Here is a 12,907-nt window from a genome sequence, read left to right on the forward strand (position 1 = left end):
GTGCGATTCAAGGAGGTTGAGCCTCGTTTGAGTCGCACCGCAGGCGCTTTGTGGGTGGCTGCTTCGTTCCTTTCAAACGGTGGCGAGCCTGTGTCGTGTGGTGTCAGAAGGAGAATCTGGTTCCGATGGTCAGACGAAGTTCACCTTCGAAGGGGTGAGAGGTGGCAGGGCGCTCAATGCTCTTGGCATACATTGCCGCTTCGGGTTGCACGTAGATTTCAAAAGCGGGGGAGAGACGGAAGCCGCCCTGCAGTGCAATCTGTGCGCCCGGTGCCCACTTCGTGCTCTTACCGTCGCCGGCAGCCACGTTCATCGAAGCACCAGCCAAACCGCGAACGCGGAAAAGTTTGTCCTCGGAAGAAGTGTCGGAGAAGAGGTCCGAGATGTTCAGCACATAGTTCAACTTGATGGCGGTGAGATTCTCTTTTCCGCTCATTTCTCGCTTCGCCACTGTGTTGGAAACTGAAATCTGAGCGCCGTGGATGGAATGAAGCCAGCGACCGTAGGCTGCCTCGCCGACCAAGGTGAGTTTACGAATACCGGAGACTTGACCGAAGTTCACGGAATAGACGCCTGTGCCCACTCCGACGGAAGCCCATTGCTTCTTCTCTGATTCGGGACGCGAAGACGCTTTCTTCGCCGAATGGCGGAAGTGATAGTCCACACCGAGGAGCGCCATCGGAGACCAGCGTCCCCAGCGTTCCACGCTTGAATGTCCGAAGAGGCGAAGACCCCACTGAGGCTCTACGTAGAGGCGCACCTTTTCGCCGGCGCGAACGGAGAACTGTCCGCCGACGTGCAGGTCGGCATAAAAATAGGTGCTGCCCCCAAAGTATTGCTGTCCGGCATTGAAACCAGCCAAAGCCAGGAGGGAAACGGGGCGAGAGGAGTTGGGACCGTAGGTGTAGGCACTGAAATCGCCAAGCCAGTCTGCTCCGAGGAGTCCTTCGCAGTGACGAACGCCTTCATATTTTCCAACCTGTCCTTGAAGGTTCAGACGAAGCGCGGAGACGGCATTGAAGGGATGCACGTAGCTGACGCGTCCCACGGGATAGTAGTAGTTGCCATTGGTGTAGTGGTTGGCAGGTACGGCGGCGCCGCCGGCGATGGAGACATAGTCCTCGGGCGTTTCATCGCTGAGGGTTCGTTCTCCTCTTCCGCCTTTGTTCATGCTGAGTTGCACGCCTGCCAGTCCTGTGAAGATGAGGTCAAGCTTTCGGTTCGTCAATTCTTCGGAGAGGAAGTTGTTGTTGTAGCCCTGCATTTTCGCTTCGACGAAGAGACTGAGCAGGGGGTTCAGGTGCCACAAGCCGCGGAAGGAGCCTTCAAGTCCATAGGACAGACGGTGATCGTTTTCCATGTTGCCAAGGTTCATGCCGGCTGCTGCCTGCAGTTCCAATTTGCGCTCGGGGTTCACGCCGTAGAACAGGTTGCTCAGTCCGAGCAAGTAGTCCACTCCGATGGCGACGTGTTTTTTGCGCACGTCGGTGGAGGTGAGCGTCTGTGCGAACTGACCGTTGAGACGCACGCCATGAACTCCTGTGAACCAGTGTCCGATGCCGATGTAGCCGGAGGGTCGGGCATAGTCCCAAGGTGCGGAGAAGTTGTTGCGTCCAGCCATGAGGTTCGCTCCGATGCCCGCTTCGACGAAGAGGAGTTCTTCGACCTTTTGGCTGCGGGCGGTTTTGGCTTCGTTGGTTGCCTTTTTGCGGTCTTTTGCGGTGGAGGTGTATTGGAGTCCGAGGAGAACGGAGGGAATGGCGTCCAATTTCTCAAGCGTGGAATTAGCGGATGCGAAGTCTTTGGTGTAGATGTCCACTCTCGGTTCAAGGGTGAGTCCGAATCCTTTGTAGATTCTGAGGTTGCCTTGCAGACCGGCTCCCAGTCCATAGGATCGAAGCACGCCTCTTTCGGCATCCGTCCAGTTGAATCCGACGCCTGCCACGCCGTTCACCCACCATTTTCGGTCGAGTCTCGTGCCGCCGAAGAGGTTGTAAAGGTTGAGCAAATAGTCAGCCTGTGCCGTGATGCCCTTCAGGCGTTCGCCTTCGGGCTGCCGCAGGAGGGTGGCACCGGCGGAGAGGCGCACGGCACTGATGGAGTTGAACCATTTTCCCACTCCGGCGTAGATTCTTCCTCCTTTATGTTCTTTCCATTGAGAAGATTCGGGCATGAGCAGGAATGCCGGACCGCCCGACACGGAGATAAAGAGACTGTCGTTCCAGCGAGAGCGTGTCTTCTCTTCATTGCGCGGAGCATTTCTGACTCGTTCCGGAACGCGATAGCCCATTCCCGCAAAGACGGAAGCCATGGGGCGGGCGCGGTGTGTGGTTTCAATCTGTGACACGTCGTCTTGCATGAGAGAGGCACGCGGTTCCAGCCAGAAGTAAATATAGTCATTCACAGCCATCTGTCCTCGCAGACCGAGTCGAGCGCCAAATCCGAAGTCATTGTGAAGATAGCGGCGGGAATAGTCTGCTTCCACGCCTGCCACGCCGATGACTTCAAAGCGATGGGAGGAGGGAGAACCATAGGAAGCAAGTTCCGTGAAGTTCATGAGATAGTCCACGGAAACTCCGGCATATTTTGTTTTGCCTCCTACGACATGATAGTAGCCGGTTTGTGCGCCAAATCGCCAGCCATGTTCCGGCGTACACCAGTCACCGAAGGATGCTTCCATTCCCACGCCGGGTCGAATGTGGTCTCGTGTTCCCATGAACTGGAGTCCGATTCCTCCGTCGAGGAAGGCGTGGTCCATCCAGGTTTTGTTTTCAAATCGTTTGGAGACGCGCGGTTTTTGGAGCACGTGACGGAAGGCATCCTCTTGTACCTTCTGTTCAGTTTTCACCGAGTCAGCAGGAGACTGCGCGAAGGCGGGAGCGGCAAGCAGCGCTCCTATATATAATATATGTGTGAAACGTGTTTTCATTTTCTTGTGAGGACGAATGATTCTCAATTTTTTCATTTTGCAGTCGCAATCTTGTCGATGTCAATGCTGATGTCTGCGTCCGACTTAGCAATTTTGGCGAGTTCGGGGTCCAGTTTGATGGCTTGTGCGAACTCCTGTTCTGCTTCAACGGCGTGGTCGAGGCGGCAGTGGCAGACGGTGCGAAGATAGTGGGTCATGGCTTCGTTGGCGGGAAGGTTGTCGCAGAGGCGGAGTGCCTGTTCGTTTTTCTTCTGCACCAGAGCCATCACAACGGCGTTGCGCGGCGAGGATTCGGCAACGACATCGGCGTTGCCTTCCAGTCTGCCGCTGAAGACGCCGCAGAGTGCCCGCAGCATTCGGTTGCGTTCGGTGGGCACGATTTGGTTGGAAACCTGCCATGCCTCGCCGTAGCGTTCGTCCATCAACAACGCTGCGGCTTGGTTCTCATTCACCTCGTTCGGCACGCGTTCGGTGAGAATCCATTTCTTTCCGGCGTAGGGTTCCAGCCATTTCGGTTCGGCTTTTCCCTTCTCGATGAGGAGAGCCTGCAAGTCGTTGGCAGCGACCCAGAAGGAGGGATAGACTTCCAGTGCCTGTCGCAGCAGTTTCTCTTTGCGGAGCGTGTCGGTCTCGGCGCGGTAGAGTGTGAAGAATTCTGCTCGGTCGAGGAGGTGATAGTCCTTCTCATAGTTCTCCTTGATTTCCTCGGGCAGGAGTTTGCGCTGAATGATGTAGCGCATCTCGTAAGCCATGGAGCGCAGTTGCGGGAGATATTTTTCTTTGATGAGCGTGTAGCACGCCAGTTTTCTGATGGCTGCGCCCTGTCGGTTGGGGTCTGCGTTTTTGGCGATGATGTTTTCAATGGCGTCAGCCTCATCGTTGAGGCTGTCCTTTCGGAGCAAATCGGCTACTTCTTTCCAGCTTGCCACGCGTGCTGCCTTTTTCATTTCGACGCCTTCTCGGAGACGTTCGGGAAGGAAGCTGCTCACGGTTTGCAGGGCGTAGCCCAAGCGTTCATCGGCAAGTTCGGCGTTGCGTGCATAGTTTCCTTCAGGCGAGGCGGTGGCAGTCAGTTTGACGCTGAGGATGCTGGCGCCGGAGGTGCCGAGGATGTTCTTCATTCGGTCTTCGAGTTTTTTCATTTCCGCCGCGTTGTGTGGGTCGGAAAGGTCGAAGACGGCTTTGTTCACCGGGAAGCGGAGGTCGATGCTTCCTCCTGTGGGGCGCGGTGAGAGGTTTTGTTTGGGGAAGTAGGCTGAGTCTGCAATTTCCCATCCGTGCAAGTCATAGTCCAGCCAGCGCATCGGATTGATGAAGCCTTTAGCGATGGTGACGGTGGTGTCGCTGAGGAGGTGGAGATAGTCTTCTCGGGTGAAGCGCACCTCGAGATAGGAGAGGTCTCGCTTGTTTTCAACGGGCACTTTGTCGGTGTAGGAGATGACATAGTCCTTCGTTTTTTCTCGGTAGAGGCTGTCGTTCAGAATGGTGGTGAAGGGCGCGAGGGGATCTCCTTGCAAGCCCTTCTTGTTCAGTCCGTAGAGACGTTCTTGCGTGAGGTGATAGGTGGGAGCGTCGATGACGATTGGCCGCGTGAGGACGGTGTCTCCCGTGTTTTTGTTGATGAGTCGTCCTTGTGCCACAAGGCGGCAGTTGTTGGCGAAGTCCGTGTTGCGAATGTGGAAGTTGGTACCGAAGCGCATCGTGTCGCCGAAAACTTCCATCGTGGTGGCTTCGACAGAGTTGGTCTTCAGGGCACGCACCGTTGTGCCGGCGGTGTCGAGTTGCGTCATGAAGATGTCGTCTTTGAGATACACCTCGATGTAGTTTCTTCCCTTCACCTTGACCGTGACGGGGTCGAAGATGTAGGTGAAGCTGAGTGTGGCTTTGGGACTGGTGTCAAAGGCGAAACGCCCATCGATGTCGGTCTCATATTTCTTTTTTGTAAAAAAATCGTAGATAGCCACCTGATAGAGTGGCTTCTTGCTGTCTTTAGACTTGACGACGCCGGTGACGCGGATGACTTCCTGCGCTGAGGCGGCAAGACTCACGGCAAAGAAAAGGAGGAAAATGCGAAGAAAACGATTCATGGTGTGGCAGGGAGTTTGAAGTCCTTTATTTAATCACATAGACAAAGGAGAGTCCGATTTTCAGCGGGGCGAGGGTGAAGCCTTTGTGGTTCACGTCTTCGGGAACCATTTCTGAGGTTCCGTATTTTTTTTCACGATAATAGAGCAATCCGGCGCCGACCGAGGCTTCCATGTTCCAATGACGTCCCAGAGGGAGGGAGTAGCCATAGACCGGTCCCATGCCAAAGGCATCGCCGTTGTGGGTGGTGCCGCTGAGCGTGAAGCGATAGTTTGAAATGAGAGAAGTGCCTCCCACAAAGTGTCCGGTGCCGGGGCGACGGCTGAACCAGTGGCGCACTTCGGGAGAAAAGGAAATCATTCGGGTTTGGAAACTCGAAACGTGGTATTTGTTGAAGGCGCCTTCCAAGTCCAGCGTGACGTGGCGACTCAAACGAAATTCGGCACCAAGATTGGGGGTGCCTGCCAACCAATAGAGGGCGTTCGTTTTCAGTGATACGCGCTGGGCTGAAGAGGGGAGACAAACTCCCATCCACAATGTCGCTGCAACCAAACACCCGCGAAGAATATTTTTCATGTGTATGTATATGGAAAAAGAATGTTCAACACACCTTGCGGCACGGTTTAGTAATATGAAAATAATAAGTTGCGTCAGATTTGAATGACATTTTCGAGGTCAGATTTTCACCCGAAGAAGGAGCATAGCCGTAGTTATGTGACTGATGAGGGAGGAAATATGGACCGAAAAGATTTTCAAAGATGATGCAGGTTGTTTTTTGAGGATTACTTAAACGGGCTTACTCTCCGAAGAGTCTTCCCAAGGCTCGTGCTTGTTCCAGGGTTTCGGCGGTGACGCCTTGTTTCCATTCCAAGCCTTCGCCCACCAGTTCCATTTTCATTTTCTCGTTGTAGGCGAGCATGTTTTTCACCGCTTGTCCGCTCCAGGTGAAGCCGCCGAAGATGCCGAGGCGGTGTTTGCTCACGCTGCGTCCGCAGAGACGTTTCAGCAAATCCTCCACCACGGGGAAGAGTCCCCCGTTGTAGGTCGGACTACCGATGGCGAGAGAGCCGTAGCGGAAAATGTCCGCCAAGACATAGGACGGTTGCGACACACTCAGGTCGTGCACCACAATGTTTCTCACACCCGCTTCCGCTGCGCCCTCAGCCACGGCTTCTGCCATGCGGCGCGTGTTGCCATACATACTGCCGTAGCATATCACCAACCCCGGCGTTGTCGTTCCGGAAGAGAAGCGGCGGTAGGTGTCAACGGCGCGATTCACTTCGTTCACCCAAACCGGACCGTGGGTTGAGCAAATCATGCGGATGTCCAAGTCCTTCAGTTTGCGCAGTCCCGTCTGCACGGGTGCGCCGAACTTACCGAGAATGGCGGCATAGTAGCGTTCCATCTCTGACCAGTAGGGCGTCGTGTCCATTTCTGTGTCCACGACGTGACCGTTGAGTGCGCCGAAACAGCCGAAGGCGTCGCCCGAGAAGAGGATGTGGCTGGTTTCGCAATAGGTCATCATTGTCTCCGGCCAGTGGAGCATCGGAGTCAGATGAAAGCGGAGTTTGTGGTGTCCGAGGTCGAGGCTGTCGCCGTCCGCCACGCAGAGCGTGTTCTCCGTGTCGAGTCCGTAGAATCCCTGCACCATCTCCAGGGTCTTTTTGTTTCCGACCAGTTTCACGTTGGGGAACTGTTGGCGAATGAGTGCCAGCGAGCCCGAATGGTCGGGTTCCATGTGATTGATGATGACATAGTCCAACGCACGCTCGCCGAGCACCGCCTTGATTTTCTCCAAATATTCGGGGAAGAACGCCATATCGACGGTGTCCACAAGCGCCGTGGCTTTTTCGTCGTGGATTAAGTAGGAATTATAAGACACGCCTTGAGGAAGAATCCAAAGTCCTTCGAAGCGATGTTTCGTTCTGTCGTTCACTCCCACATAATGAACCTTACCTGTTAATTTCATATAGTTTGTATAAGTCTTTTAGTTTGCCGCACCGAATCATTCATTCGTACTACGGGCTAAAACAAAAATTGAAAGAGGGTGTGTCAAAATGCACATTTTGGGCTTCCCCCTCGAAGGTACGTCAGAATGGCTAAGATGCAAGGCGCTGAGGATGAGGGCGCAGGGAGTGTACTGAAGTACATGACCAAGCCCGAATCCGATAGCAACGCAGCAGATTGGCTATTATGACACACCGCCCATGTTAATATATTAATGACCTGCAAAGGAACACTTTTTTCTTCAAACAGAGCACTTTGTGTCTAAAAAAAGTGTGAAGAATTCAGCGAGTTAGCAGCAAAAGTGCATACCACGACTCTGCGCTCGTTGGGGTTAGACCGTCATCCGCCCAAGGCATCCGGATTTTTTGCCACGCCTTGGCACTACACTATACGTAAATTAAAGGGGAAACAAAAAAACTCTGCAAACTATACACAAACCCTACATTCTCCCCTCTATTCCTCTGATTCTCCGCGCATTACGAAATGTATAGTTTGTGCTTCAAACTATACACAAACTATACATTAACTATACACTAAGACGTTCAAAACCCTACACAAAACGGAGTGCAAACCCTACATGGGAACTAAGAGTCAAAGAGACTAAGAGATAAAGAGACTAAGAGACAAAGAGTCAAAGAGACTAAGAGACAAAGAGAGGAAGAGTGGGAGAGAGGAAGGCAAAGAAAAATTAGGGGAAGGGAAAGAAAAACTATGGGAAGGCTGGTTAAAACTATGGGAAGGCTGGTTAAAACTATGGGAAGGCTGGTTAAAACTATGGGAAGGCAAATTAAAATTTGAGGAAGGGAAAGAAAAATTTGAGGAAGGGAAAGAAAAACTAGGGGAAGGGAAAGAAAAATTTGAGGAAGGGAAAGAAAAATTTGAGGAAGGGAAATAAAAATTTGAAGAAGGCAAATTTTAACCGGGTGCGCTCCTAATTTTTCTTAGGTGCGCTCCTAATTTTTCTTAGGTGCGCTCCTAGTTTTTCCTAGGTGCGCTCCTAGTTTTTCTTAGGTGCGCTCCTAGTTTTTCCTAGGTGCGCTCCTAGTTTTTCCTAGGTGCGCTCCTAAGTAGAACTGCGTGCCGTTGCCATGTAGGGTTGCGGTGTAGGCTTTTGTGTATAGTTTTTGTGTAGGGTTTGAAAAGTCTCAATGTATAGTTCAATGTATGGTTTGTGTAGGGTTTGCGCCTCAAACTATACACATTGTAACGTGCGGTAAATCAGATGGATGTAGGGTTAAATGTAGGGTTTGTGTATAGTTTGCATAGTTTTTTCTTACCCTTGTAATATGGTATATTATTGCTGCCCGCTAAACTATTCATGAACTTTTCAAGACGAAGGTGAAGAATTAGGGCTAGCACCCGTTGCAGGAGTCAGCCCTAAATGGTTACGTTGCTTTTGCTGATGAACGTAGATAACCATGAGCGAAAGTCGTAAATTCTTCGGACAGCCGGTATATGGTCAACTAATAAATTCCAACGCTGCTGTGACGGGTCGGTGACGGCATCACCGAGGCGTCATAGCAGTGTCATAGCAGCGTTTAGACATAACTTCAAAAGACATTTAGCGGACAGCAATAAAACAAACAAACCGTCCCCGCCTCTCCGTCCCCTCGTCTCTTCCTCTCTTCGTCTCCCCAAAGCTCCCCTGTGTGCGGAGCGTCTGCGCCGCAAAAAAGCCCTTCCCTTTAGGGAGGGGTTGGGGAAGGCTCCTCTTCGTCTCTTTGTCTCTCCGCCTCTTCGTCTCCCCGTCTCTTCGTCTCTCCGTCTCTCCGTCTCTTTGACTCTCTGTCTCTTCGTCTCTTCGTCTCCCCGTCTCTTCGTCTCTTTGACTCTTTGTCTCTTTGTCTCTTTGTCTCTTTGTCTCTTCGTTTCTTTGTCTCTTCCTCTCTTCGTCTCACAAGAGCGAACATCAGAAGATGGAGAATTTCACTAACTTTGCACCCGAAATCACAAAATCTTCAGAATGAATCCTCAAAAATCCCAAGCCTCCGCACAAGCGGACCAAGTGACAGGAGCCAACTGCCAAGGGCAGAACGAAGCCTCCTGCAAACGTCAATGGCTCGCCGACCTCGTTGCCGTTGCCATCTTCCTCCTCCTCAGTACCTTCTACTTCCTGACGCCCATGAGCCAGGGGCTCGTGCTCGGCGGTCACGACTCCGTCGCAGCACAAGGACTCGGACAGGAGCAACGACAGTTCCGCGAGAGCCACGACGGCGAAGTCACCCGTTGGAGCAACGCCATCTTCAGCGGCATGCCCACCTTCCAGATGGCACCCTCCTATTCCTCCTCCGACACCGTCACCACCCTCTCCGAGATTTATTCCCTCGGAACGTTGAAGTGGTTCCCCGCCATCGGTTTCCTCTTCCTCTATCTGCTCGGCTTCTATGTCCTGCTCCGCACCCTCCGCATCCGTGCCTGGCTTGCCATCGCCGGTTCGGTGATGTGGGCGTTCTCCTCCTATTTCCTCATCATCATTGCCGCCGGTCACCTCTGGAAAGTGCTGACGCTCGCTTTCATCCCGCCCACCATCGCCGGTTTGATTCTCTGCTATCGCGGGAAACTCCTCAAAGGCATGGCGGTCACAGCCCTCTTCACCGCCTTCCAACTCGTCAGCAACCACTTGCAGATGACCTACTATTTCCTCTTCGTCATGGCACTCCTCGTCATCTGCTTCTTCGTCAGTGCCCTGCGGGAGCGCCGTCTGAAACAGTGGCTGAAGTCCACCGCGGCGGTCATCATTGCCGGTTTGCTCGGCTTGAGCTGTAACCTCTCCAACCTCTACCACACCTATACCTATTCCAAAGAAACCATGCGCGGCAAGGCAGAACTCTCTCCTCTGCCCGGCTCCTCGCAGGCTGGAAAAGCCACCGACGGACTTGACCGCGACTACATCACCGCTTGGAGCTACGGCGTCGATGAAACCCTGACGCTCCTCATTCCCGACTACAAGGGCGGCGGCTCTGCCTCCATCCTCGACCACGAGGGCGTGGAAGAACTGGAGGGTTTTGATGCGTTCTATTCCTGTGCCGGTCAGGCGCAGGCAGCTTTCCAGGAACAACAGTTTGACGCCTATCCTCCCGGCATCATGCAGTATTGGGGTGACCAGCCCTTCACCGTCGGTCCCGTCTATGTCGGCGCCATCGTCTGCTTCCTCTTCCTCCTCGGCTTGTTCTATGTGAAAGGTCCCGTCAAGTGGGCACTGTTCTTCGCCACCCTCATCGGTCTCATCTTCTCATGGGGCAAGAACACGCCCGAGGTGACGAACTTCCTCATCGACCACCTGCCGCTCTATTCCAAGTTCCGCACCGTCAGCTCTGCCCTTGTCATCGTCGAGTTCACCATGCCCGCCTTGGCGATTCTCTGCCTCGCTGCCATTGTGCGTTGCCCCGACCTCTTCACGTTCGGCGATTGGAGCATGAAGGACGGTGGCTGGCGCAAGTGCATCGGTCTCCCCGTGGCATTTGTGCTGACCGGCGGACTGTGTCTGCTGATGTGGCTCACTCCCTCTGCCGCCGGCGACTGCCTCTCCGCTTCTGACGCCCGCACCTTTGCCGCCATGACGCAGGCAGGCTTCCCCGCCGACTTCGTGGGAGAATATAGGAACGCCGTCACCACCATGCACCATGCCATCCTCTCTGCCTCGGCGGCTTCCTCCTTCTTGCAGATAGCCCTCGTGACCCTCGTCCTCTTCTTCGTTGCCACGATGATGAAGCAACAGAAGGAACATCAGACCCGCTGGGCGGTGGTGCTCGGCGTAGCAGTCACCCTGCTCTGCCTCGTGAACCTCTGGCAGATTGACAAACGCTATCTCAACGACTCCTCCTTCACCGATGCCTACGACATGGAGGCTTCCTTCGCCAAAACACCGGCGGACGAACAGATTCTGGCGGACACGACCTACTTCCGCGTCGCCAACCTCGGAGCGGGGAATCCTTTCAACGAGACTTCCAACGCCACGTCCTACTATCACCACTCCATCGGTGGCTATCACGCTGCTAAACTGCACCGCTATCAGGACCTCATCGACCGAAGACTCAACGCGGAACTCCAGAACTTCGTCACTGCCATCAACGAGAATCAAGGTGACATGACGCTCATCCCGGGAGATAGCATCGCCCCGTGTCTGAACATGCTCAACACGAAATATTTCATCTTCGGCTCGGGCAGTAAAGCACTCGCCATCTGCAACACCTACGCCAACGGCAACGGGTGGTTCATCGACTCTCTCTCTTTTGTGAAGAACGCCGACGAAGAGATGGCTGCGCTCAACCACCTCGACACCAAGCGTGCCGCCGTCGCCGACAGCCGCTTCAAAGCGCAGTTGGAGGGCAGTGCGCTGGACAGCGGACGTGTGGAACTGACGCACTATGACACCAACGAACTTGCCTATCGCGTAGAAAGCGCACGAGGCGGTGTCGTTGTCTTCAGTGAGATATACTATCCCGGCTGGACGGTGACGATTGACGGCAAGGAAGCCGAGCTGGGGCGTGTGAACTATGTCCTCCGTGCCTTGAAGGTGCCTGCCGGCAAGCATGAAGTGCGCATGGAGTTCCGTCCCGCCAGCATCCGCACCACCGAAGCCATCGCCTTCATCGCTCTCGCCGCCATCCTCCTCCTCCTCGCTGCCGCCCTCTACTGTCAGTGGAGGGGACGCAGATAACAACCAGAGCGTAAATCATAGTCTGGAGGGTTGAACATCAAGATGGGCGGCAAAGCCACAATTGCTATGAGGTTGCTTCACTGCGCCTTCGGCGCTGCGGCTCCTGCCGCCATCTTCGCGGGCGTACAGCCCTCCAGGCTGATACTGTGGGTGTGGCACGCTGTCCGGGGGCGTTGCCCCCGGTTACTCACAGTACAGCCTTCCAGGCTGGGTAGTCTTGCTATGCCTTATCCTCCTCCTAAGACATGAAGTGCAGCGGAGTCACACTTGCTGGCGTTGTCACCTGTGCAGCACAAGTATCTTAGCCTGGAAGGCTATACTGTGAGTAACACCCGGCAACGCCCGGGGAAAGCAGATGGCGAGAGTGAAATAGCCTGGAGGGCTATACGCCCGCGAAGATGTAAAAGCCGCGTTTGCTGTGGCAGACACCATGTATCGTCAAAGGTATCTTAGCCTGGAAGGCTATACTGTGAGTAACCCCGGGCAACGCCCGGGGATAGCAGGTGGCGAGAGTGGAATAGCCTGGAGGGCTATACGCCCGCGAAGATGTAAAAGTCGCGTTTGCAGTGCCAGACACCACTCATTCGACACAGCACTCATGACACTGAAGGAATTTAAGAATGCAAACAGCGAAGTCTTAGAAGTCTATACGCCATAATATAATATATATGTCACATGTAAGTCTTACCTATCATATTGTCTGGCGTACCAAGCGCTCTGAGCGAACCTTAACTGAGGAGTATGAACGCCATTTGTATTTTTACATACTCGGGATATGTAAAGATAAGCAGTGTTATCTGTACAGAATCAACTCCATGCCCGACCACATCCACTTATGTGTTGAGGTTAATCCTTCAATATCTTTAAGTGATTTTGTAAGAATTGTAAAACAAGAATCTTCAAAGTGGATAAAAGAGAATCGTGATTGGTTCCCGAGGTTTGATGGTTGGGGGAACGGTTATGCAGCGTTTACGTACAGCGGCAAGGAACGGCCTTCGGTCATAGAGTACATCAAGACTCAGAAGGAACATCACCGAGTGAAGTCCTTCCGTGAAGAGTATGAAGAGTGGATGCGTGAGATGGGGATTGACCTTGAGAACGATCTATTCTTTAATGATTAAGCATCTTCGCGGGCGTACAGCCCTCCAGGCTGATACTGAGGGTGTGGCACGCTGTCCGGGGGCGTTGCCCCCGGTTACTCACAGTACAGCCTTCCAGGCTGGGTA

6 protein-coding genes are annotated in these 12,907 nt (G+C 53.6%); 2 read left to right on the top strand and 4 right to left on the bottom strand.

From position 1 onward, the window contains the following. Window positions 1-103: 103 nt before the first annotated feature. From I6E40_RS03785 to I6E40_RS03800, 4 genes are all read right to left on the bottom strand, one after another. Window positions 104-2,929 (bottom strand): hypothetical protein, encoded by a 2,826-nt coding sequence (locus I6E40_RS03785; RefSeq protein ID WP_235385576.1) that lies wholly within the window; start codon window positions 2,927-2,929, stop codon window positions 104-106. A 32-nt stretch (window positions 2,930-2,961) separates the two neighbouring features. Beyond that, window positions 2,962-5,016 carry a carboxypeptidase-like regulatory domain-containing protein gene (locus tag I6E40_RS03790; protein WP_235385577.1) on the bottom strand — a complete coding sequence of 685 codons (2,055 nt, stop codon included), beginning with the start codon at window positions 5,014-5,016 and terminating at the stop codon, window positions 2,962-2,964. A gap of 25 nt (window positions 5,017-5,041) precedes the next feature. Further along, window positions 5,042-5,590, bottom strand: a complete 549-nt coding sequence (locus tag I6E40_RS03795) for a DUF3575 domain-containing protein (protein ID WP_235385578.1) — start codon at window positions 5,588-5,590, stop codon at window positions 5,042-5,044. Between the two features lie 220 nt (window positions 5,591-5,810). Then, window positions 5,811-6,983 carry an FprA family A-type flavoprotein gene (locus tag I6E40_RS03800; protein WP_235385579.1) on the bottom strand — a complete coding sequence of 391 codons (1,173 nt, stop codon included), beginning with the start codon at window positions 6,981-6,983 and terminating at the stop codon, window positions 5,811-5,813. A 2,001-nt stretch (window positions 6,984-8,984) separates the two neighbouring features. Here I6E40_RS03800 and I6E40_RS03805 point away from each other — a divergent pair. Continuing rightward, window positions 8,985-11,681 (top strand): YfhO family protein, encoded by a 2,697-nt coding sequence (locus I6E40_RS03805; protein WP_235385580.1) that lies wholly within the window; start codon window positions 8,985-8,987, stop codon window positions 11,679-11,681. 668 nt (window positions 11,682-12,349) lie between these two features. Next, complete coding sequence (gene tnpA, locus I6E40_RS03810; protein WP_235385581.1) at window positions 12,350-12,802, top strand: IS200/IS605 family transposase; 453 nt, start codon at window positions 12,350-12,352, stop codon at window positions 12,800-12,802. The last annotated feature ends 105 nt before the right edge of the window (window positions 12,803-12,907 follow it).

The sequence above is a fragment of the Prevotellamassilia timonensis genome, from assembly GCF_021531665.1.
Taxonomy (GTDB): Bacteria; Bacteroidota; Bacteroidia; order Bacteroidales; family Bacteroidaceae; genus Alloprevotella.